Consider the following 22,055-nt stretch of genomic DNA (forward strand, 5'->3'; position numbering starts at 1 on the left):
AGCCCGCTGCGTCACCGTCCGGGTGCGCCGGTTCGTGCGCGGCCCGGTGTGTGCGCGCGTGTTGAGGCCTTCGTCACAACGCCGCCACAATAGGCGGCCATGCGCCTGCGCCACATCGAAGTCTTCAACGCCGTGATGCTCACCGGCAGCGTGAGCGCTGCGGCGCGCATGATCAACGTGACCCAGCCGGCCGTGAGCCGCACCTTGAAGCACGCCGAGCTGCAGCTGGGCTTTCCGCTGTTCCAGCGCGCGGGCGGGCGGCTGGTGCCCACGGCCGAGGCGCAGACGCTGTACCCGCACATCGAGCGCCTGTTCGCCCAGCTCGACGAGGTGCAGCGCCTGGCCGGCAGCCTCAAGGCGGGGCGCACGCGTGGCGAACTGCGCGTGCTGACCGTGCTCGGCCTGAGCTATGAGGTGGTGCCGCGCGCCATGCGGCTGTTCCGCGAGAAGCACCCGCACGTGCTGGTGCACCACCAGGCGCTGCATTCGGTGCAGATCGTCTCGGCCCTGGCGCTGCAGGAGGCCGATGTGGGCTACGTGTTCAACCCCGGCTCACACCCCGCGCTGGTGCAGGAAAAACTGGGCGAGCGCCGCGTGATGGCGGTGGTGCCCAAGGGCCTGCTCACGCCGCGCCAGCTCAAGGCCGGCAGCATCGGCTGGGCGCAGCTGGCCAAGCTGCCCCTGATCGCGCTCGACGCGCAGGACCCGCTGGGCATGCGGCTGGCGCACACGCTGCGCGAGCACGAGGCCGAGATCCGCCCCGTGATGACGGTGCAGACCTATCACGTGGCGCTGGCGCTCGCGCACCACGGCGTGGGGGCGGCGCTGGTGGAGGGCTGCACCGCCACCTCGGCCGATCCGGCCAAGGTCGACGTGCTGCCCTTCGAGCCGCTGGTGCCCACCACGGTGCACCTGTTGCGGCCCGCGGCGCGGCCCCACTCGGTGGTGGCCCGCGCCTTCACGCGCTTCATGCAGCAGGCACTGCAACAGATCGGCTGACGGCCACGCCGCGCGCGCGCCCCACGGCGCCCTGCAGCAGGTGCGACACGCGCTGGGCGCTGCCCGCGGCCAGCGTGAAGCCCAGCGCGCCCTGGCCCGCGTTGAACAGCAGGTTGCGCGGCGCGCCCGCGACCTGGCCCAGGATGGGTACGGCCGTGGGCGTGGCCGGGCGCAGGCCGGCCCAGGCCTGCACGTCGTTGCCGCTGCAGGCGAGCGGAAACACCTCGCGCGCCGAGCGGCGCAGCTGGGCCACGCGGCGCGGATCGAGCGTGGTGTCGTGGCCCGCGAGCTCGGCCAGGCCGGCCACGCGCAGGCGCTGGCCCAGGCGCGCGAACACCACCTTGCGCTGCGCGTCGGTGATGCTGACCTGCGGCGCCAGGCCGGGCGCGTCGGGCACGCCCAGGGTCAGGCTGTAGCCCTTGAGCGGGTACACCGGCACCGACGCGCCGAGCTGGCGCGCGAAGGCCGCCACGCCCGTGCCGAGCGCGGCCACGAAGGCGTCGGCTTCGATCCAGCGCTCGCCGGCCTGCACCGCCACCAGGCGATCGCCCTCGCGGCGCAGGGCGCCCGCCGAGCCGCCCACGCGGTCGCCGATCACGAAGCGCACGCCGCGCGCCTGCAGCACGCCGTGCAGCGCGTCGCACAGGCGCGCGCAATCGGCCGCGCATTCGCCCGGGGTGTAAATGCCGCCCACGTGCTGCGCGCCGCTGCCCGCGAGCGCCGGCTCCACCTGCAGGCATTCGGCCAGGCTGAGGGCGTGCTGCTCGGCACCGCCGAGGCGGCGCTGCAGGTCCATCTGCCGGCGCGCGGCGGCGAACGAGGCTTCGCTGCCGAACATCACGAGCTTGCCGCTGGCCTGAAAGTCGCAGTCGGCCTGGGTGTCGGCGAGCAGGCGCTGCAGCGCCTCGCGGCTTTCTTCGGCCAGGCGCAGCAGCTCGGCGGTGCTGTGCGCCGAGACGTCGGCGCGGCAGGCGGCGAGAAAGCGCAGGCCCCAGGCCCATTGCTGCGGGTCGAGCCGCAGGCGCAGCGAGAAGGCCGAGTCGCGCGAGAACAGCAGCTTGGGCAGCTGGGCCCAGATCGACGGGTCGGCCAGCGGCTGCACATAGGCGTAGCTGAGCTGCGCGCCGTTGCCGAAACTCGCGCCCTGGCCGGGCCGTGCGCGGTCGATCACGGTGACCTCGAAGCCGTCGCGCTGCAGTTGCCACGCGGTGCTCAGGCCGACGATGCCCGCGCCGAGCACGGCGACGCGGCGCGGGGCGGTGGAGGACAGGGAAGGGGCGGCTTGCATGCCCGGCACTCTACGGGTTAACCCGGGGCGCGCGGAAATGCAGACAGGCCCATGGCCCATAACCGGAATGCATGGCCTGGCCCCACAAAAGCATGAGCCCGCCGCGCCGCGGTGCCTAGACTGGCGGCTTCCCCCCATTGCCGGTTCCCACCGCTGCACCGCCATGCAAGCCTCGCACGTTTTCCACCGCCAGCTCACCCACGACCTGCCCGTTGCCGTGAGCGGCCAGGGCATCACGATCACCGACAGCCAGGGCAAGACCTATCTCGACGCCTCCGGCGGCGCGGCCGTGTCCTGCCTGGGCCACGGCCACCCCGACGTGATCGCCGCCATGCACGCGCAGATCGACCAGCTCGCATACGCGCACACCAGCTTCTTCACCACCGCCGTGGCCGAGGAGCTCGCGAGCACGCTGATCGACACCGCGCCCAAGGGCATGAGCCACGTGTACTTCGTGAGCGGCGGCTCCGAGGCCGTGGAGGCCGCGCTCAAGATGGCGCGCCAGTACTTCGTGGAGATCGGCCAGCCGCAGCGCAAGCACTTCATCGCGCGCCGCCAGAGCTACCACGGCAACACCCTGGGTGCGCTCGCCGTGGGCGGCAATGCCTGGCGGCGTGAGCAGTTCAAGCCGCTGCTGATCGACGTGACCCACGTGTCGCCGTGCTACGAATACCGCGACCAGCGCGCCGACGAAACGCCCGAGCAATACGGCCAGCGCCTGGTGGCCGAGCTCGAAGCCACCATCGAACGCCTGGGCGGCGAGAACGTGATCGCCTTCGTGGCCGAGACCGTGGGCGGCGCCACCGCGGGCGTGCTCACGCCCGTGCCCGGTTATTTCAAGGGCGTGCGCGAGGTCTGCGACCGCCACGGCATCCTGCTGATCCTCGACGAGGTGATGTGCGGCATGGGCCGCACCGGCACGCTGCACGCCTGCGAGCAGGAGGGCGTGGTGCCCGATCTGCTCACCATCGCCAAGGGCCTGGGCGGGGGTTACCAGCCCATCGGCGCGGTGCTCGCGCAGGGCCGCATGGTGGACGCATTCCGCCGCGGCAGCGGCCTGTTCCAGCACGGCCACACCTACCTGGGCCATGCGGTGGCCTGCGCCGCGGCGCTCGCGGTGCAGCGCGTGATCCAGCGCGACGGGCTGCTCGCGCAGGTGCGCGAACGCGGTGCGCAGCTGCAGCAGATCTTCGCGCGCGAATTCGGTGACCACCCGCACGTGGGCGACGTGCGCGGCCGTGGCCTGTTCTGGGGCATCGAGCTCGTGGCCGACCGCGCGAGCAAGCAATGGTTCGACCCCGCGCTCAAGCTGCACGCGCGCATCAAGCGCGCGGCGATGGAAGAGGGCGTGATGGTCTACCCCGCGGGCGGTTCGGTGGACGGCCGCTGCGGCGACCACGTGCTGCTCGCGCCGCCCTTCATCAGCACGCCCGACGAGCTGGCCCAGATCGTGCAACGCCTCAAGCGCGCGATCGACAAGACCCTCGCGTCTGTCCCGATGGTCAGCGCCTGAAACTTGCCGTTAGCATCGCCACTCCCGAATCGGGGGCCTCAAGAGGGTCCCCACCGTTTCCCCAACCCAGCGATCCGCAGGAGAACACCATGAAAAAACTCACCGCCTGCCTCAGCGCCGTGGCCGCATCGGCCGCCCTGATGGCACCCGCCGCGCCCGCACACGCGCAACAGAAGTTCATGACCATCGGCACCGGTGGCGTGACCGGCGTGTACTACGCGGCCGGCGGCGCCATCTGCCGCCTGGTGAACAAGGACCGCGCCAAGCACGGCATCCGCTGCTCGGTGGAATCCACCGGCGGCTCGGTGTTCAACGTGAACACCATCAAGGCCGGCGAGCTCGACCTGGGCTTCACCCAGTCCGACGTGCAGTTCAACGCCGTCAAGGGCGTGGGCCAGTTCAAGGACAGCGGCGCCGTGAGCGACCTGCGTGCGGTGTTCGCCGTGCACCCCGAGCCCTTCACCGTGGTGGCCCGCAAAGAGGCCAACATCACCAAGTTCGAAGACTTCAAGGGCAAGCGCTTCAACGTGGGCAACCCGGGCTCGGGCACGCGCGCCTCGATGGAAGAGCTGCTGGCCGGCATGGGCTGGAAGCTGTCCGACTTCTCGCTCGCCTCCGAGCTCAAGGCCGACGAACACGGCCCCGCGCTGTGCGACGGCAAGATCGACGGCTTCTTCTACGGCGTGGGCCACCCCAGCGCCAACATCCAGGACCCGACCACCTCGTGCGGCGCCAAGCTGGTCTCGCTGACCGGTCCGGTGGTCGACAAGCTGGTGGCCGACAAGCCCTACTACGCCAAGGTCACCATCCCCGCGGGCCTGTACCCGAACAACCCGCAGCCCACCAACACCTACGGCGTGGTGGCCACGGTGGTCGCCTCGGCCAAGACCTCGCCCGACACGGTGTACGCCGTGGTCAAGGCGGTGTTCGACAACTTCGACGAGTTCAAGAAGCTGCACCCCGCGCTGGCCAACCTGAACCCCGAGAACATGGTCAAGGACGGCCTGAGCGCGCCGCTGCACGAAGGCGCGGCCCGCTTCTACAAGGAAAAGGGCTGGATCAAGTGAGGCGAGGGGCCTGGCCACGGGCCCCGCACCCTGCACATGGCGAAGTGAGCTTCGCCATTTTTTTTTGACCCATCCCCTTTGCCTTTCCCGGAGCGCACAACCATGAGCACCGACATCGAAAAAGCGCCGGAAGCCCTGCAGCAACTGGTGGCCGACAGCGACACGGGCGGCCGCAAACCCACCGGCCTCACGGCCGGCATCATCTTCGCCGTGGCCCTGCTGTGGGCCCTGTTCCAGTTCTGGTACGCCTCGCCGCTGCCCTTCGCACTGGGCTTCGGCATCCTCAACGACACCGAAGCGCGCGCCATCCACCTGGCGTTCGCGCTGTTCCTCGCCTTCCTGGCCTGGCCGGCCTTCAAGCGCTCGCCGCGCCAGCACGTGCCCGTGGTCGACTGGCTGTTCGCGATCGCGGCCGCCTTCTCGGCCGCCTACCTGATGCTGTTCTATGCCGAGCTGGCCACGCGCCCCGGCCAGCCGAACACGCAGGACATCGTGGTGGCCACCATCGGCCTGGTGCTGCTGCTCGAGGCCACGCGCCGCGCCGTGGGCTGGCCCATGGCGGCGCTGGCGGCCTTCTTCATCGCCTACGCCATGCTCGGTCCCTGGCTGCCCGAGGTGCTCGCGCACAAGGGCGCCTCGCTCAACCGACTGCTCTCGCACATGTGGCTCACCACCGAGGGCGTGTTCGGCATCGCGCTCGGCGTGTCGGCCGGCACCATCTTCGTGTACGTGCTGTTCGGCGCGCTGCTCGACCGCGCCGGCGGCGGCAACTACATGATGCAGGTGAGCTTCGCGGCGCTGGGCCACCTGCGCGGCGGCCCCGCCAAGGTGGCGGTGGTGTCCTCGGCCCTCAACGGCATGATCTCGGGCAGCTCGGTGTCCAACGTGGTCTCGGGCGGCATCTTCACCATCCCGCTCATGAAGAAGGCGGGCTATGGCGGCGTGAAGGCCGGTGCGATCGAGACAATGAGCTCGGTGAACGGCCAGATCATGCCGCCCGTGATGGGCGCGGCCGCGTTCCTGATGGTGGAGTACGTGGGCATTCCCTACGCCGACATCGTCAAGCACGCCTTCCTGCCGGCCACGCTGTCCTACATCGGGCTGCTCTACATCGTGCACCTCGAGGCGCTCAAGCTCGGCATGAACCCGATCGTGAACGCCGAGCCCAAGCCCTGGCGCGTGCGCCTCATGCGCAACCTGATCGGCATCAGCGGCAGCATCGCCGTGGTGTGCGCGATCTACTACCTGATCGCGGCCATCCAGGCCACCCTGGGCGCGGCCGCGGGCTACGCGGTGGGCGCGGTGGTGCTGGCGCTGTACCTGTTTTCGCTGCACCAGGCGGCGCGCAGCCCCGACCTGCCCGAAGACATCGACATCGAGAACCCCAAGCCGCTGCAGACCTGGCCCACGGTGCGCGCCGGCCTGCACTACATCATGCCGATCGCGGTGCTGATCTGGTGCCTGATGGTCGAGGTGATGTCGCCCGCGCTCTCGGCCTTCTGGGCCGTGGTGACGCTGGTGGTGCTGATGCTCACGCAAAAGCCCCTGATCGCGATGTTCCGCGGCGTGCCCGCGCCCGGCGCCTGGAAAGACGGCTGGGATTCGGTGGTGCAGGGCTTCGGCGACGGCTCGCGCAACATGATCGGCATCGGCGTGGCCACGGCCACGGCCGGCATCATCGTGGGCGCGATCACGCTCACCGGCCTGGGCCTGCGCATGACCGAGTTTGTCGAATTCGTGGCGCAGGGCAACGTGATGGCCATGCTGCTCTTCATTGCCTTCGTCTGCCTGGTGCTGGGCCTGGGCGTGCCGACCACGGCCAACTACGTGCTGGTGGCCACGCTGATGGCGCCGGTGGTGGTGGAGCTGGGCGCGCAGAGCGGGCTCATCATTCCGCTGATCGCGGTGCACCTGTTCGTCTTCTACTACGGGATCATGGGCGACATCACGCCGCCCGTGGGCCTGGCCACCTTCGCGGCCGCGGCCATCTCGGGCGAAGACTCGATCAAGACCGGCGTGCAGGGCGCGATCTATGCACTGCGCACGGTGATCCTGCCCTTCATCTGGATCTTCAACCCGCAGCTGCTGCTGATCGACGTGCACGGCTGGGGCGAGTTGATCCGCGTGGTGCTGGCCTGCACGCTGGCCACGCTGGTCTTTGCCTCGGTGACCATGCTCTGGTTCCGCGTGAAGAACCGCTGGTGGGAGACCGTGCTGCTGGCCATCGCCGTGGTGCTGCTGTTCCGCCCCGACGCCTTCATGGACCGCCTCTACGCACCCACCCAGAGCGTGGCCCCGTCGCAGGTCTACGAGGTGGCGCGCAACGTGCCCGCCGGCGACCGTGTGGTGATGGTGATCCAGGGCCTCACGCTCGAGGGCGACGAGGTGACCAAGACCGTGGCGGTGCAGCTCGGCGACGCCGGCGACGACGGCCGCAAGCGCCTGTCCGACGCGGGCCTGCAGCTCATGCCGCTGGGCGATCAGATGCAGATCGGCGCCATCAAGTTCGGCTCGCGCGCGGCCAAGTCGGGCTTCGAGCAGGGCTGGGACGTGAAAGAGGTGCTGGTGCCCTCCGACGCGCCCACGCCGCACTGGTTCTACCTGCCCGCGCTGCTGCTGGTGGGCTTCGTGTGGTGGAACCAGGGCCGGCGCATGAAGCCGGGCCTGAAGGCCGCCGCGGCATGACCCGCATCGCGCTGATCCACGCGCTGGCCCATTCGGTCGCGCCCATCAACGAAGCGATGGCGCGCGACTGGCCCGAGGCCGTGCGCATGAACCTGCTCGACGACAGCCTGTCGGCCGACCTGGCCAGTGGCGGCCGCGGGCTCGATGCCGCGATGCACGCGCGCTTCGAGGCCCTCACCGCCTACGCCGAGTCCACCGGGGTGCAGGGCATCCTGTTCACCTGCTCGGCCTTCGGGCCCTGCATCGAGGCCGCGGCCGCGCGCCGGCCGGGCCTGCCGGTGCTCAAGCCCAACGAGGCCATGATCGACGAGGCCGCGGCGCTGATCGCGCAGCAGGGCGGGGCGGTGGGCCTGATCGCGACCTTCCCGGCCACGCTGCGGTCCATGCCGCCCGAGTTCCCGGCGGCGGTGCCGCTGCGCACCGCGCTGGCCGAGGGCGCGCTCGATGCGCTCAACGCCGGCGACACCGCGCGCCACGACGCCCTGGCCGCCGAGGCCGCGCGAGGCCTGCAGGCCCAAGGCTGCTCGGTGATCGCGCTGGCGCAGTTCAGCCTGGCGCGCGCCGCTGATGCGGTGCAGGCCGCCACCGGCCTGCCCGTGCTCACCACCCCGGGCAGTGCGATCCGCGCACTGCGCCGCCGGCTGGGCGCCTGAACGGGGTCCCGACATCGCCCGGGCGCGGGCTTTCCCTGAGCGGCCAACGGCTACAATGCCGGGTTTCCGTGAGTGGGCTGCCCGCCCCGCCGGGCCGGCGTCTCGCCGGCTTGTCGGCGCCAGACACTCCGCGGCGCGCGGGTGGCGAAATTGGTAGACGCACCAGGTTTAGGTCCTGACGCCAGCAATGGTGTGGGGGTTCGAGTCCCCCCCCGCGCACCACCCCCACGGAACCACCGATACCCGGCGCCGGCCCGACCGGCCGGCCCTTCCCTTGGAGAACACCATGACCGTGACCGTTGAAACCCTGGAGAAGCTCGAGCGCAAGATCACGCTCACGTTGCCCGCCGACGTGATCCAGAACGAAGTCGCCGCGCGCCTCAAGCGCATCGCGCGCGACGTCAAGATGGACGGCTTCCGCCCCGGCAAGGTGCCGATGAACGTCGTGGCCCAGCGCTACGGCTACTCGGTGCACTACGAGGTCATGAACGACAAGGTGGGCGAGGCCTTCGCCACCGCCGCCAACGAAGCGCAGCTGCGCGTGGCCGGCCAGCCGCGCATCACCGAGAAGGAAGGCGCGCCCGAAGGCCAGCTGACCTTCGACGCCGTGTTCGAGGTCTACCCCGAAGTGAAGATCGGTGACCTGGCCAGCGCCACCGTCGAAAAGCTCGACGCCGCCGTGGACGACGCCGCCATCGACCGCACCGTGGACATCCTGCGCAAGCAGCGCCGCACCTTCGCGCAGCGCGCCCAGGACCAGGCCGCCCAGGACGGCGACCGCGTCACCATCGACTTCGAAGGCAAGATCGACGGCGAGCCCTTCGAGGGCGGCAAGGCCGAAGGCTTCCAGTTCATCGTCGGCGACGGCCAGATGCTCAAGGAGTTCGAAGACGCCGTGCGCGGCATGAAGTCGGGCGAGAGCAAGACCTTCCCGCTGGCCTTCCCGGCCGACTACCACGGCAAGGACGTGGCCGGCAAGACGGCCGACTTCCTGGTCACCGTGAACAAGATCGAAGCCGCCAACCTGCCTGCGGTCGACGACGCCCTGGCCAAGTCGCTGGGCATTGCCGACGGCAGCGTGGAAGGCCTGCGCGCCGACATCCGCAAGAACCTCGAGCGCGAAGTGAAGTTCCGCCTGCAGGCCCGCAACAAGGCCGCCGTGATGGACGCCCTGGTGGCCGTGGCCGAACTCGACCTGCCCAAGTCCGTGGTGCAGTCCGAGCTCGACCGCCTGGTCGAAGGCGCGCGCGCCGACCTCAAGCAGCGCGGCATCAAGGACGCCGACAAGGCCCCGATCCCCGAGGAGCTGTTCCGCCCGCAGGCCGAGCGCCGCGTGCGCCTGGGCCTGGTGGTGGCCGAGCTCGTGAAGGCCAACGAACTGCACGCCAAGCCCGAGCAGATCAAGGCCCACATCGACGAACTCGCCGCTTCCTACGAGAAGCCCGCCGACGTGGTGCGCTGGTACCAGAGCGACAACCGCCGCATGGCCGAGGTCGAGGCCATCGTGATCGAGAACAACGTCACCGAGTTCGTGCTGTCCAAGGCCCAGGTCACGCCCAAGACCGTCGGCTTCGACGAGCTCATGGCCCAGGCCTGATCGGTCTGCCTCAACCCGGTCGAAGAGGGCGGAGCGATCCGCCCTTTTTTTCGCCCGCACCGCCCCCAATTTCCCCTGCGGACCGCACCGCCCGCGCCATGGCCCCACGCGCCATGGGTCTGTGTGGCGGTTGGTTACAGTAGAGCCACCTCACCCGCCGACGAAACGGCGCATCCGGAGAAACGCATGAGCGCAATGGACATCCAGGGCCTGGGCATGGTCCCCATGGTCATCGAACAATCGGGCCGCGGCGAGCGCGCCTACGACATCTATTCGCGCCTGCTCAAAGAGCGCGTGGTCTTTCTCGTGGGGCCGGTGAACGACCAGTCGGCCAACCTCGTGGTGGCGCAGCTGCTGTTCCTCGAGAGCGAGAACCCCGACAAGGACATTTCCTTCTACATCAACTCGCCGGGCGGCTCGGTGAGCGCGGGCATGGCGATCTTCGACACCATGAACTTCATCAAGCCCGACGTTTCCACGCTGTGCGTGGGCATGGCCGCGAGCATGGGCGCGTTCCTGCTGGCTGCGGGCGCCAAGGGCAAGCGCTTCGCGCTGCCGAACTCCAAGGTCATGATCCACCAGCCCCTGGGCGGCACGCAGGGCCAGGCCACCGAGATCGAGATCCACGCGCGCGAGATCCTCAAGACCCGCGAGCAGCTCAACAAGATCCTGGCCGAACGCACGGGCCAGCCGCTCGAGAAGATCGAGCGCGACACCGAGCGCGACTACTACCTGAGCGCGGCCGAATCGGCCGAGTACGGCCTGATCGACAAGGTCATCGAGCGCCGACCGACGGCCGGTTGATCCAGCGGAACAGGGCGGCGGATCGCGGGATTCGCCGCCCTTTTCCCGCGTTTGGCCCGGTCGACCCTTGAACTATCATTCAATACCGTTTTTCCCCCCTAGCGACCATGGCCGACAAGAAAGCCGCCTCCAGCGAGAAAGCGCTGTATTGCTCCTTCTGCGGCAAGAGCCAGCACGAGGTCAAAAAGCTGATCGCCGGCCCTTCGGTGTTCATCTGCGACGAGTGCATCGACCTGTGCAACGACATCATCCGTGACGAGTTGCCCGGCGTCGAAGCGGTCAAGGCCTCGGCCGATGACCTGCCCACCCCGGCCCAGCTCAAGGCCAACCTCGACAACTACGTGATCGGCCAGGACGCGGCCAAGCGCGCGCTCGCCGTGGCGGTCTACAACCACTACAAGCGCCTGCGCCACAAGCAGGGCGCGCGCAAGGACGACGTCGAACTCGCCAAGAGCAACATCCTGCTCATCGGGCCCACGGGTTCGGGCAAGACCCTGCTCGCGCAGACCATGGCGCGCATGCTCAACGTGCCCTTCGTGATGGCCGACGCCACCACGCTGACCGAGGCGGGCTATGTGGGCGAAGACGTCGAGAACATCGTCGCCAAGCTGCTGCAGAGCTGCAACTACGACATCGAGCGCGCCCAGCAGGGCATCGTCTACATCGACGAGATCGACAAGATCACGCGCAAGTCCGACAACCCCTCGATCACGCGCGACGTGTCGGGCGAGGGCGTGCAGCAGGCCCTGCTCAAGCTCATCGAAGGCACCATGGCCAGCGTGCCGCCGCAGGGCGGGCGCAAGCACCCCAACCAGGACTTCCTGCAGGTCGACACGACCAACATCCTGTTCATCTGCGGCGGCGCCTTCGCGGGCCTCGAGAAGATCATCGAGAACCGCACCGAGGCCTCGGGCATCGGCTTCTCGGCCGCGGTGCGCAGCAAGCAGCAGCGCAGCCTCACCGAGGTGTTCAAGGAAGTCGAGCCCGAAGACCTGATCAAGTTCGGCCTGATCCCCGAACTCGTGGGCCGCGTGCCCGTGATCGCCTCGCTGGCCGAGCTCAGCGAAGACGCGCTGGTGGACATCCTCACCCAGCCCAAGAACGCCGTGGTCAAACAGTTCGCGCGCCTGCTCGCCATGGAGGGCGCCGAGCTCGAGGTGCGGCCCGCGGCGCTCAAGGCCATCGCCCGCAAGGCCCTGGCCCGCAAGACCGGCGCGCGCGGTTTGCGCTCCATCCTGGAAAACGCGCTGATCGACACCATGTTCGAACTGCCTGGCCTGAACAACGTCGAGAAAGTGGTGGTCGACGAGTCCACCATCGACGAAAGCAAGCCGCCGCTGCTGGTGTACCGCGAAGCAGCCAAACAGGCCTGATACCCATCGAGGTTCCTATGTCCGGTCAGACCCCCTTGCCCAGTACCCCCATCGAGCTGCCGCTGCTGCCGCTGCGCGACGTGGTGGTGTTCCCCCACATGGTCATCCCGCTGTTCGTGGGTCGGCCCAAGAGCATCAAGGCCCTCGAGGCCGCGATGGAGGGCGAGCGCCGCATCATGCTCGTGGCCCAGAAGGCCGCGGCCAAGGACGAGCCCTCGGTGAGCGACATGTTCGAGATGGGCTGCGTGGCGTCCATCCTGCAGATGCTCAAGCTGCCCGACGGCACCGTGAAGGTGCTGGTCGAGGGCGTGCAGCGCGCCAAGGTGCTGTCGATCAAGGACGATGACTCGCACTTCGTGGCCAACGTGAACCCGATCGACCCGGCGCAGGAACGCGCCGAGGCCCCGGCCAACGAACTCGAAGCGCTGCGCCGCGCGGTGATGCAGCAGTTCGACCAGTACGTCAAGCTGAACAAGAAGATCCCGTCGGAGATCCTCACCTCGATCTCGAGCATCGACGACCCGGGCCGCCTGGCCGACACCATCGCTGCGCACTTGCCGCTCAAGCTCGAGAGCAAGCAGGTCGTGCTCGACCTCGACCCGGTGGTCAAGCGGCTCGAGAACCTGTTCGAACAGCTCGAGCGCGAGGTCGACATCCTCAACGTCGACAAGAAGATCCGTGGCCGCGTGAAGCGCCAGATGGAGAAGAACCAGCGCGACTTCTATCTCAACGAGCAGGTCAAGGCGATCCAGAAGGAGCTCGGCGAGGGCGAAGAGGGCGCCGACATCGAGGAGATCGAGAAGAAGATCAAGGCGGCGCGCATGCCCGCCGACGCGCGCAAGAAGGCCGAGGGCGAGCTCAAGAAGCTCAAGCTCATGTCGCCCATGTCGGCCGAAGCCACCGTGGTGCGCAACTACATCGACGTGCTCGTGGGCCTGCCCTGGAGCAAGAAGACCAAGATCAAGCACGACCTGGCCTATGCCGAGGAAGTGCTCAACGCCGACCACTACGGGCTCGAGAAGGTCAAGGACCGCATCCTCGAATACCTCGCGGTGCAGCAGCGCGTGGACAAGGTCAAGGCCCCCATCCTGTGCCTCGTGGGGCCGCCGGGCGTGGGCAAGACCTCGCTGGGCCAGTCCGTGGCCAAGGCCACGGGCCGCAAGTACGTGCGCATGGCGCTGGGCGGCATGCGCGACGAGGCCGAGATCCGCGGTCACCGCCGCACCTACATCGGCGCCATGCCGGGCAAGGTGCTGCAAAGCCTGAACAAGGTCGGCACGCGCAACCCGCTGTTCCTGCTCGACGAGATCGACAAGCTCGGCACCGATTTCCGCGGCGATCCGTCGAGCGCGCTGCTCGAGGTGCTCGACCCCGAGCAGAACCATACTTTCGGCGACCATTACGTCGAAGTCGATTTCGACCTGTCCGACGTGATGTTCGTTGCGACCTCGAATTCGATGAACATTCCGCCGGCCCTGCTGGACCGCATGGAGGTGATCCGCCTCTCGGGCTACACCGAGGACGAGAAGACCAACATCGCGATGCGCTATCTGCTGCCCAAGCAGATCAAGAACAACGGCATCAAAGAGGGCGAGGTCGAGGTGCGCGATGACGCGGTGCGCGACATCGTGCGCTACTACACCCGCGAAGCCGGTGTGCGTTCGCTCGAGCGCGAGCTCTCCAAGATCTGCCGCAAGGTGGTCAAGGGCCTGCTGCTCAAGAAGCTCACGCCGACCGTGGTGGTCACGGCAGACAACCTCAGCGAGTTCCTGGGTGTGCGCAAGTACACCTATGGCCGCGCCGAGCAGCAGAACCAGGTGGGTCAGGTCGTGGGCCTGGCCTGGACCGAGGTGGGCGGTGACCTGCTCACCATCGAGGTGGCCATCATGCCCGGCAAGGGCGCAACCACGCGCACCGGTTCGCTGGGCGATGTGATGAAGGAATCCGTGGAGGCCGCGCGCACCGTGGTGCGCAGCCGTGCCCGCGTGCTCGGCATCAAGGACGAGATGTTCGACAAGCGCGACATCCACATCCACGTGCCCGATGGCGCCACGCCCAAGGATGGTCCGAGCGCGGGCATCGCGATGACGACGGCCCTGGTGTCGTCGCTCACGGGCATTCCCGTGCGCGCCGACGTCGCCATGACCGGCGAGATCACGCTGCGCGGCGAGGTCACGGCCATCGGCGGCCTGAAGGAAAAGCTGCTGGCCGCGCTGCGCGGTGGCATCAAGACCGTGGTCATTCCCGAAGAGAACGTGAAGGACCTGGCCGAGATCCCCGACAACGTGAAGCAGGGCCTCGAGATCATCCCGGTGAAGTGGATCGACAAGGTGCTGGCGATCGCGCTCGAGCGCCAGCCCGTGCCGCTCACCGACGAAGAAGTGGCGGCCCAGATCGCGGCGGCACAGGTGCGCCCGGCCGCGGCCGAAGGCGATGCGGTGAAACACTGAAAAATTTTTCGAGCGGCTTGAAAGTCTCCCTTTTTTGCCGCTATACTTCTAGCTTCTGCAGAACACAACAAGTTGTGCAGAAAACGCGGGAATAGCTCAGTTGGTAGAGCGCAACCTTGCCAAGGTTGAGGTCGCGAGTTCGAACCTCGTTTCCCGCTCCAGATTCGCAAAAAGGGAAGCTCTGCTTCCCTTTTTTGTCGGGTGTCCGCACCGGCGCGTTAGCAAAGCGGTTATGCAACGGATTGCAAATCCGTCTAGGGCGGTTCGACTCCGCCACGCGCCTCCAGATTGCCTGTCAGACCCCGCTCGCTCGCGCAGCGGGGTTTGTTTTTTTCACCTGCGACAATCCCCTGGCGGACTTGGCCTCGATGGTGAAATTGGTAGACACAGCGGACTTAAACTCCGCCGCTTTCCCGCAAGGGAGCGTACCGGTTCGACCCCGGTTCGAGGCACCAATATACGACCAGGGATGACTGTGCGCAAGCGTCAAACGCAGTCAAAACAACGATTTACGACAGGTGGTGACTCGGTATGATCGCGCTGTGACGTAGTTCTAGCGCATCCTTCCCCCCGAATTTCCCCCGCCTCAATCCCCCAATGGCTACCCCGAAGAAAACCCCCCAAGGTACGTGGCGGATTCAGCTTGAGATTCAGGGGGTCAGGGACTCGGGCACCTTTCCGACGAAACGAGACGCCGAGGCATGGGCGCAGCAGAGGGCGACCGAGATTCGCGCCATGGCCTCGGGGAAGGCTGGCACAGTCAAGACCTTGCGGGATGCTCTCAGGCGCTACGCAGAGGAGGTCAGCCCGACCAAGCGAGGCGAGGCCAAGGAAATCATCCGCTTGAAGGCGTTTGAGAAACAGGCTCTCCCCCTGACCAAGACCCTAGACAATCTGACGACAGCCGACTTGGCCGCGTGGAGGGATTCCCGCTTGGCGGTGAACGCTCGGGGTTCTGTCTTGCGGGACATGACCCTCTTGGGGTCTGTGATTGAGGTCGCCCGAAGGGAATGGGGTTGGATCAAGACGAACCCCATGCGGGATGTCAAACGACCTCAAAATCCCGACCACCGGCAGCGGGTCATCAACGGGCGAGAAATTCGTGGCGTGCTGCGCTCTTTAGGTCATGGACGTGGAAAGACCCTCACCGTCTCTCAAGCCGTCGCACGGTGCTTTTTGGTGGCTCTGGCGACCGGCATGCGGGCTGGGGAGCTATGCGCGATCCAGTGGGCCGATGTGAAGCCGGATCACGTAAGGCTGCACACGAGCAAGACAGGGGTTGCCCGAGATGTTCCTCTGTCTGGCTACGCCAAGCGCACTATTGAGCGAATGCGCGGCTGGGATGACAAGTCGGTGTTTGGCCTACAGCCTCAGACCTTGGATTCGCTTTTTCGCCGAGCAAGGGAAAGGGCGGGGCTGTCGGGGTTTACTTTCCACGATGCACGCCATTCGGCAGCGACGAGGATCGCGCAGAAGCTGCATGTCCTTGACCTATGCCGCATGTTCGGCTGGAAGCGGGTCGATCAGGCGATGACCTACTACCAGCCGAGAGCCTCAGACGTGGCCCGCCGTCTGTAGCCGCTCCCACTCCACCAGATCGGACAGTAGCCACTTCCCGTCCCTGCCGGGTTTTGGGATCGTGCCTGCCTTGATCCTGCGGGCGAGGGTGCTGGGAGAACAGTCGTACCGTTGGCACATCTGCTCGCGGTTGAGCCTGACGCCTGAGTTGCGAACGAGAGTGACGACAAGCTCGCGCAGGCTCCGCAGTTCTTGGGCTACTTCGTCTGTCATAGCGGCTCCCACATGCTTGAGACTTTGACCTCTGCGTTGCTGGAGTATTGCTTCAGACCGCGCCAAGGCAAGTTTTGCCAAAGAGCCCTTGACGTCACGGAGGCTGCTTCGTCTGTCGTACGAGCCCCGCCTAGCCAATACTCGCCATCCCACTTGCTGCGAGCGGTTCTCCCATCATTCCCAAGGCGCTCATAGACCCCGATCCGCACCGGCTTCGTTTCACCGGGAAACCAAGGGGTCAGCTTGAAAGTGATGGTGAGGACTTGGGTTTTCATGGGCGGCTCCTTTGCAAGCAATTTTCCATGCTGCGATTCACTCATCCCCGAGCCTCGCTTTCAGGGTGGAGATGGCGGCGGATGCGAGCGTTACCGCTGGGTCGCATGGGTGCCAGCGTGCACCCTTTGCTTTGCAGGCCTCCAACGCCTCCAGCGCCTGCCGCATGACCGCCAAGTGCCGAGCCTCTCGTTCTCCTGACATGGCGACGATGCGGGTCTGTTCCATGAGTTCGGCTTGAAGGGCTTGGTTCTCCGCCACTAGGCGGCGGATGTGGGCGGCGGCCGAATCAAGGTCATCGGCATGCTCGCTCCAAGAGCTGCAAGGGTGCTTTCCTTGCAGCTTTTCAGCGCACCGCAGCGCATCGGTGTTCTGGTCGGTCATGGGCATTTTTTCCAGCAGTTGTAATAGCCTCGGAAGTACCCAAGCCAAAACGCAAGCAGTACCAGTGCAATACACAGCGCGGCAGTTGTCCAGTTGATGAAAAAGCAGGTCACATCTCAGCCCTCCCACGGATGGCGGAGGCGATGGCTCCGTCAGGTGAGTAATCCATGTCGTCAGCGATTTGCGCGCATTGCTCCCTCTCATGGGCAGCGACGAGGGATGCGAAGCGCTCAAGCTGCGCTGTTGTGCCCGGCCCACCCCATGCCTCCTGGGTGTATTTCCCGTCTTGGTCGATGTGGTGGTAGACGGCGATCCCCGCCTCTCTCAACCACGCAATGATCTGGTCGCGGTCGGTCATGGCAGCCTCCGAAATTCAACGACCCACACCCAGGGGTTGGCGTCCCAGGACCCGGGGCCGTTGATGTCCTCCCACAGCGCTTGATAGTCTTCAACGACAGACCCGCGCAAATCTCCGTGCTCGTCACCGGCACTTCGGATCTCTTCGATACCCTCGGCCCAGCAGTCTGTTGCGCTGATGTCCTGCAGCCGCTCCACGCGCACGCCGGTGACCTCCAGCGTGATGCGGCTGGCCCAACGGGGCATGTGGATGCTGGGAATGCTGCGCGCGGGAAGTCCCGTCGCTGGCGTCTCGTTGTCGTAGTCCACGTAGGTGCGGCCGGACGGATTGCCCAACGTGCCCAGCTCCGTGGCCGCGTAGTAGTGGCCGCGCTCGCTGTCGTAGGCAAGGTTCTCCCGCACCCACAGCCGGTCGCCTGGCTGGCCGTAGGGGCAGCGTGGCGCATCGCCCAGAAGCAACTGGCCCTGCTCCATGTCGTGAGGATCGGTGGCAGCCCATTGCAACCGCTCGTCAGCGAAAGGACGAATCACGCGCTGCGCACCCGGCGGCACGTCAGCCTTCAACACTCGCCGCGTCTGCGTCTTCGTGCCGGCCAGCAGGGCGCGCACCATCGGCGCGCTGAACAAGATGGGGCGCTCGATCAGTTGTTGTGTGCTCACGGCTGCTCTCCGGTGGCTTCGTCAATGGCCGCGTCCAACAGCAATCCGGTCGAGACGCAAGCAAGAACGGTGGAAACAGTCTCAGGCGCGTAGCCGTAGAGCCCCCAACGGCGCTCAATGGACGCTGCCAAGTAGTGATCGCCAATTCGCAACGCGCGTGCGTATCGCTTGCGGTCGCTTTCGGCTTGCGCGGGTGTTCGTTCGCTCATCCCGCACCCCCAGCACGCCGTGCGGCGTCGATGGCGGCGAGAGCTTCTTTAGCCTCGCGCCAATCCCCGGATCGCAGCGTTCCGGCTTCCCAACTACCGACAAGGATAGACAGCGCACGTTGGCATCGCTCCGCATCCCTGCGCTCCTGCTCGCTGGCCTGGGTGGGTGGGTGGAGGTAGAGCGGAATGGTTCGATCCGGCTCTCGTCCATTCCACTCGCTCGGGTAGAACTCGCGGTGCAGACCGAATACGCCGTCGTATTCGTAGACGTAGCAGTACGGCGCCACCGGCTTCGCCTCTGCCTGCGGCTGGCTGGCGCGAACAGAGGTCATTTCTTTCAGAACCTGATCTTCTGTGCGACCATTACTGCCATCCCGCGACGGTTTGAAAATTGCGTAGCCGCAAGGCTGCCCAACTGTTTGGGGATCAGCGTTTTCTAAGTTCTTTGGGTACGGGTTGTCGAACGCCCAATATTCCGGGCGACCGCCCACGTGATTGCGCCACAGCCAAAGCTTCTTCGGGTGCCCGATTGCTGCCTGCGGCTGGCTGGCGAGGGCTGCGCGGGCTTGCCAAACTTGCCAAAGGCCAAGATCAGGCTGACCATCACCGCCGTGCGGAGCGCGCAGATATTTCAGCTTGAACCACGCGCAAAACTTCTCCCGCTCGCTCGGCGCTTCGGCTTGCGTGGGCGCTTCCGCGATGACCTTGAGAATCTGCCCTTCGACGTTCTGGCGAGTCACGGCCAGGATGCGGGTGCGGTCATGGTTCCAGCACACCACCACATCACCCTCGTCTGCCTGCGCTGGCGCTTCGGGCGCGGCGGCGAGCATGGCTGCCAAGTCGCGAACTGCCTTAGCGGCTTTTGAGCGCATCCAGTGTGCATCGTGCTCATAGCTCGGGGAGCCTCTGTGCATCACGCCGATCGCCTCAATGTCAGCCGCCAAGCACTCCAGCATGTCTTGCACATCCGGCACTCGCTGGCGGTCGGCCTGCTGCGGGGCGGGGTGGGTGTAGAGAGCAATGAAGTCTTTTCGCTCGCGCAACACGCCCATCTCATCGTCTCTGTAAAACTCAACGTAAGGCCCACAGTCTGGACCCCATCCCTCACGCATCCACGCCACCGGCGCCTGCTGCGCCAGCTTGGCAAGCACTGCGGCTTCGACTGCGCGGGCAATTTGATCTGCTGTCCCATGGCTCGTTAGGACGATGCTTTGGATCGCCTGGCGGCGCTCGTCATCGGTCAGGATCGTGCTCATGCTTTCTCTCCGGTTGCTTTTGCGATGGCGGCGCGCCTCTCAGCGTCAGGGCCGCAGAACTTGAGCCCGTCGCAGGTCGGGCAGGTTTCCCAGAATGGGAGGCTGTCAGTGCCGAGTTGGTGTGAAACGGCGTGATAGACCGTTACCCTGCCTTCGCCTCCGCAGTCGTTGCATTCCCATGCGTCGAGGTCGTCGTCTGGCGTTTGCTCGCTCATGCCGCACCCCCAGCACGCCGTGCGGCGTCGATGGCGGCGTCGAATTCGCTCTTGTCGCGCCAGTTGATGTACGTCGGCACAAGGCCCTTGGTGTCATCCAGCCGGATCGTCCCGGAAGGCCAGTTGCGAATCCAATCCAACCGCGCCGCGTCCTCCGCATCCACTGCCTGCGGCTGGCTGGCGAGAGCTGCGCGGTTGGTGGCTTCACACCAAGCGTGATAGGCAAAGGTCTTTTCGTAGGCATCACCGCCTGATCGCAGGTACTGCCCTTTCTGCTCCCACCACGCTTCAAATGGCTCAGACTCGCTCGGCGCTTCGCCTTGCGTGGGCCTCCCGCCGACCGACACGGCCTTGTGGCACTCGCCGCAGAACTCGACGGGGATGCCGTCGCCGGTTTTGACCTCGTAGGTCTTGCCGGTGTGCGCGCAGGGCGTGGGCTGCGCTGGCGCTTCGGGGGCGGCGAGAGAATCGTTGTGCTTTTGAACGATCAGGGCCGTCAGTCGCTCCGAGTGCTCGTCTTCTCCGACGTAGGCAACGCGGTCGCCGTGCGTGCCGGTCGTCATTTCCCAAATCGACCAGCCTCGGTCTGGGCAGGAGCCGTGCCAGCGTTCAATCCATCGGTTCATTGCTTCTCCAGCGCCGCGATGGCGGCATCAAGTTCGGAACGGAACACAGCGAAGGGAGCCCTCTTAGCATGAACACACACCCCATTCGTGTAGAGGCGCGCTCGTTGCAAAAGCGAGAGCAATTCGTCTCGCGGCACCTGCACCCCTGCTTGCTGTGCTGCCAGTGCTGCACGGACTGCGGATTGCAGTTGGTCGGCGGTGTAGACATCGGTGTCACCAATGTTTGGCTTGTCTACCCAGTACATGCCGTCACGCCATTTCAATCGAAATGCTGGCTCCGGCAGTTCCACCGCCTCAATCGCTTCTTTGATCGGGTCCATGTCTCTCTCTCCTGATGTTGGTTAGGCGGCTTACCAAGGGATGTCTTCGTCTGCGGATGCACCCTTGCGCGGGGCCTGCTTGGCGGGCTTGGTGGCGTGGTACTTCTCCAGCACCGCCGCGTTGAACCGCTCCGAGCCCCAAACGTGGTTCCACCATTTCCCCTGATCCGTTTTGCGGGCCGGGTAGCTCACAAAGTCGCCCTTCTGACCGGAGACGATCCGGCACCCCTTGATGGACAGGAACGCTTCCGATCCTTCCTTGCTGGACAGATCGACGTTGAATTGCTCGCCGTGGTGTTGGATGGTGATGTGCATGGTCAGGCGGCTTGAAGCTCGGGTTTGTTGGCTTTGATGGCAGCACGCAGGGCAGAGTGGTCCCGCAGTTGCTTCCACAGGTATTCGCGTGCGTCGTTGCTGGTGCGGACATGCTCGTTGGCGTACCACTCGCGCACCGCTTCCATGGTGTTGCCCTCGGCCTCAAGCTGCGCCAGTTCGGCGGCGAACTGATCGAGGGCTTCGGTATCCAGCGGCGGCAAGTCTTCGCCCGCGTAGATGTAGAGGCCAAGGCCGTGCATGCTGATGGTCTTGGTCAGGCACCGCACGATGGCGGTATTGATCTGGAACGCATCCGGCCCCTTGATGGCCTGGTTCTTGTGGTTCATCACCGGAAGCCAGCAGGTTTTCGTGTGGCCCTTGATCGACACCGAGGTTTTCACCATGGCCGAGCCGTCAGGCATGAAACACGCGGGCATGCCGTTGAACTCAGCAGCCTCCCAAGTGGCTTGGGGGTCGATCTTGAGGACTTCGGACCACGCCCAAGCCCACGACAGATACGTCAGCCCGTTCTTGCTTTCGGTGTGCTGGTTGACGTTGATTTTCAGAAGTTCAGACATTGGTCAGCCTTTGAATGGATCGGGGATGTGTCGGGTTCGCTTGATGTGGAGCTGGCGCTTGAACTCACGCAGGAACTCGCGCCAAGCTGCTCTGATGGCTTTGAGCATCACGACCTCCGAAATGCCACCCAAGCCCTGTGGATCGCGTAGCGCAGGCCCTTGGGTCTGTTGGTCCGATAGGCAAACTTCGCAGCAGTGATGCGCGAGTCGTCTGGAATGTCGATTTCCTGCACCTTTCCCTTGATAGCGGCTACAGGCTTGGTCATCGTTTCCGTGTTGATGCGGTGCAGGCTCACCATGCACACACCATGGGGGTGCAGGCATCCGATGCGAGAGCAGCGGGGGGAGTCCATGTGTTCGCAGGTCATCACCATTTCCCGGTCGCAAAGCGGTGGCACAGAACGAAGTTGCCCAAGAGGCAAACGACGACGATGGAAAAGAACGCCCCGGTGCGAACTGCGAACGTCTCAATGCTTGGCAGTATCAGCACGCCTATCCAGACCCATGCCAGAAGCCAAACGGCCAAGATGGAAAGTCCTTTGGCAAGGCTCATCACACCACCCCCCAGGCCAGCAGGCCAACCATGACAACCGCAATCACTGCGGAAAGAGCCGATGCAACCCTGTGACCAAGCGGCTCACG

General features: G+C 66.0%; 23 protein-coding genes and 4 tRNA genes. 14 read left to right on the top strand and 13 right to left on the bottom strand.

Annotation, left to right across the window (positions count from 1 at the left end; genetic code table 11):
- Positions 1-99: 99 nt before the first annotated feature.
- A complete protein-coding gene (locus G9Q37_RS05155; RefSeq protein WP_166225509.1) occupies positions 100-999 on the top strand; it encodes a LysR family transcriptional regulator in 900 nt (299 codons plus the stop codon).
- On the opposite strand, the gene G9Q37_RS05160 is transcribed toward G9Q37_RS05155, so the two are convergent.
- Positions 968-2,287 (bottom strand): D-amino acid dehydrogenase, encoded by a 1,320-nt coding sequence (locus G9Q37_RS05160; RefSeq protein WP_166225512.1) that lies wholly within the window; start codon positions 2,285-2,287, stop codon positions 968-970. The genes G9Q37_RS05155 and G9Q37_RS05160 overlap by 32 nt on opposite strands.
- A 163-nt stretch (positions 2,288-2,450) precedes the next feature.
- On the opposite strand from G9Q37_RS05160, the gene G9Q37_RS05165 reads away from it, so the two are divergent.
- The 13 genes from G9Q37_RS05165 (at position 2,451) to G9Q37_RS05225 (ending at position 16,007) form a co-directional block, all read left to right on the top strand.
- A complete protein-coding gene (locus tag G9Q37_RS05165; protein WP_166225515.1) occupies positions 2,451-3,800 on the top strand; it encodes an aspartate aminotransferase family protein in 1,350 nt (449 codons plus the stop codon).
- 89 nt (positions 3,801-3,889) lie between these two features.
- Complete coding sequence (locus G9Q37_RS05170) at positions 3,890-4,867, top strand: TAXI family TRAP transporter solute-binding subunit (protein WP_166225518.1); 978 nt, start codon at positions 3,890-3,892, stop codon at positions 4,865-4,867.
- Between the two features lie 102 nt (positions 4,868-4,969).
- Positions 4,970-7,552, top strand: a complete 2,583-nt coding sequence (locus G9Q37_RS05175) for a TRAP transporter permease (protein ID WP_166225521.1) — start codon at positions 4,970-4,972, stop codon at positions 7,550-7,552.
- Positions 7,549-8,205, top strand: a complete 657-nt coding sequence (locus tag G9Q37_RS05180; RefSeq protein ID WP_166225524.1) for an aspartate/glutamate racemase family protein — start codon at positions 7,549-7,551, stop codon at positions 8,203-8,205. Before G9Q37_RS05175 ends, G9Q37_RS05180 begins: the two co-directional genes overlap by 4 nt.
- A 135-nt stretch (positions 8,206-8,340) precedes the next feature.
- A tRNA-Leu gene (locus G9Q37_RS05185) sits at positions 8,341-8,427 on the top strand.
- Between the two features lie 64 nt (positions 8,428-8,491).
- Positions 8,492-9,802: a trigger factor gene (gene tig, locus G9Q37_RS05190; RefSeq protein WP_166225527.1), complete on the top strand. Its 1,311-nt coding sequence runs from the start codon at positions 8,492-8,494 to the stop codon at positions 9,800-9,802.
- Positions 9,803-9,988: 186 nt separating this feature from the next.
- Positions 9,989-10,606: an ATP-dependent Clp endopeptidase proteolytic subunit ClpP gene (gene clpP / locus G9Q37_RS05195; protein ID WP_166225530.1), complete on the top strand. Its 618-nt coding sequence runs from the start codon at positions 9,989-9,991 to the stop codon at positions 10,604-10,606.
- A 107-nt stretch (positions 10,607-10,713) separates the two neighbouring features.
- Positions 10,714-11,979: an ATP-dependent Clp protease ATP-binding subunit ClpX gene (gene clpX / locus G9Q37_RS05200; protein WP_166225533.1), complete on the top strand. Its 1,266-nt coding sequence runs from the start codon at positions 10,714-10,716 to the stop codon at positions 11,977-11,979.
- 17 nt (positions 11,980-11,996) lie between these two features.
- Positions 11,997-14,429, top strand: a complete 2,433-nt coding sequence (gene lon, locus G9Q37_RS05205; protein WP_166225536.1) for an endopeptidase La — start codon at positions 11,997-11,999, stop codon at positions 14,427-14,429.
- Between the two features lie 85 nt (positions 14,430-14,514).
- Positions 14,515-14,590: transfer RNA gene (locus G9Q37_RS05210), tRNA-Gly, on the top strand.
- A gap of 51 nt (positions 14,591-14,641) precedes the next feature.
- Positions 14,642-14,715, top strand: a tRNA-Cys gene (locus G9Q37_RS05215).
- Between the two features lie 76 nt (positions 14,716-14,791).
- Positions 14,792-14,884 (top strand) — tRNA-Leu (locus G9Q37_RS05220).
- A gap of 142 nt (positions 14,885-15,026) precedes the next feature.
- Positions 15,027-16,007, top strand: coding sequence for a tyrosine-type recombinase/integrase (locus G9Q37_RS05225; RefSeq protein WP_166225539.1), 981 nt, complete (start codon positions 15,027-15,029; stop codon positions 16,005-16,007).
- Between the two features lie 209 nt (positions 16,008-16,216).
- On the opposite strand, the gene G9Q37_RS05230 is transcribed toward G9Q37_RS05225, so the two are convergent.
- The 12 genes from G9Q37_RS05230 to G9Q37_RS05285 all read right to left on the bottom strand — a co-directional run bounded on the left by G9Q37_RS05230 (position 16,217) and on the right by G9Q37_RS05285 (position 21,966).
- Complete coding sequence (locus G9Q37_RS05230) at positions 16,217-16,495, bottom strand: hypothetical protein (RefSeq protein WP_166225542.1); 279 nt, start codon at positions 16,493-16,495, stop codon at positions 16,217-16,219.
- A gap of 37 nt (positions 16,496-16,532) precedes the next feature.
- Entirely contained in the window at positions 16,533-16,877 is a 345-nt protein-coding gene (locus G9Q37_RS05235) for a hypothetical protein (protein ID WP_166225545.1), read from the bottom strand.
- 109 nt (positions 16,878-16,986) lie between these two features.
- Complete coding sequence (locus G9Q37_RS05240) at positions 16,987-17,235, bottom strand: hypothetical protein (RefSeq protein ID WP_166225548.1); 249 nt, start codon at positions 17,233-17,235, stop codon at positions 16,987-16,989.
- Positions 17,232-17,879, bottom strand: a complete 648-nt coding sequence (locus G9Q37_RS05245) for a hypothetical protein (protein WP_205710763.1) — start codon at positions 17,877-17,879, stop codon at positions 17,232-17,234. Before G9Q37_RS05245 ends, G9Q37_RS05240 begins: the two co-directional genes overlap by 4 nt.
- A gap of 11 nt (positions 17,880-17,890) precedes the next feature.
- Entirely contained in the window at positions 17,891-18,103 is a 213-nt protein-coding gene (locus tag G9Q37_RS05250) for a hypothetical protein (RefSeq protein WP_166225550.1), read from the bottom strand.
- Positions 18,100-19,359: a hypothetical protein gene (locus G9Q37_RS05255; protein WP_166225553.1), complete on the bottom strand. Its 1,260-nt coding sequence runs from the start codon at positions 19,357-19,359 to the stop codon at positions 18,100-18,102. Before G9Q37_RS05255 ends, G9Q37_RS05250 begins: the two co-directional genes overlap by 4 nt.
- 211 nt (positions 19,360-19,570) lie before the next feature.
- Complete coding sequence (locus tag G9Q37_RS05260; RefSeq protein ID WP_166225556.1) at positions 19,571-20,200, bottom strand: hypothetical protein; 630 nt, start codon at positions 20,198-20,200, stop codon at positions 19,571-19,573.
- A complete protein-coding gene (locus G9Q37_RS05265) occupies positions 20,197-20,520 on the bottom strand; it encodes a hypothetical protein (protein WP_166225558.1) in 324 nt (107 codons plus the stop codon). The genes G9Q37_RS05260 and G9Q37_RS05265 overlap by 4 nt, the downstream gene beginning before the upstream one ends.
- Before the next feature lie 30 nt (positions 20,521-20,550).
- On the bottom strand, positions 20,551-20,835 hold the full coding sequence (locus G9Q37_RS05270; RefSeq protein ID WP_166225561.1) for a hypothetical protein: 285 nt from the start codon (positions 20,833-20,835) through the stop codon (positions 20,551-20,553).
- A gap of 2 nt (positions 20,836-20,837) precedes the next feature.
- Entirely contained in the window at positions 20,838-21,413 is a 576-nt protein-coding gene (locus G9Q37_RS05275; protein ID WP_166225564.1) for a Sak single strand annealing protein, read from the bottom strand.
- 107 nt (positions 21,414-21,520) lie between these two features.
- Positions 21,521-21,712 carry a hypothetical protein gene (locus G9Q37_RS05280; protein WP_166225567.1) on the bottom strand — a complete coding sequence of 64 codons (192 nt, stop codon included), beginning with the start codon at positions 21,710-21,712 and terminating at the stop codon, positions 21,521-21,523.
- Positions 21,713-21,780: 68 nt separating this feature from the next.
- On the bottom strand, positions 21,781-21,966 hold the full coding sequence (locus tag G9Q37_RS05285; protein ID WP_166225570.1) for a hypothetical protein: 186 nt from the start codon (positions 21,964-21,966) through the stop codon (positions 21,781-21,783).
- Positions 21,967-22,055: the final 89 nt, after the last annotated feature.

Source organism: Hydrogenophaga crocea, assembly GCF_011388215.1.
In the GTDB taxonomy this organism is placed as follows: Bacteria; Pseudomonadota; Gammaproteobacteria; order Burkholderiales; family Burkholderiaceae_C; genus Hydrogenophaga; species Hydrogenophaga crocea.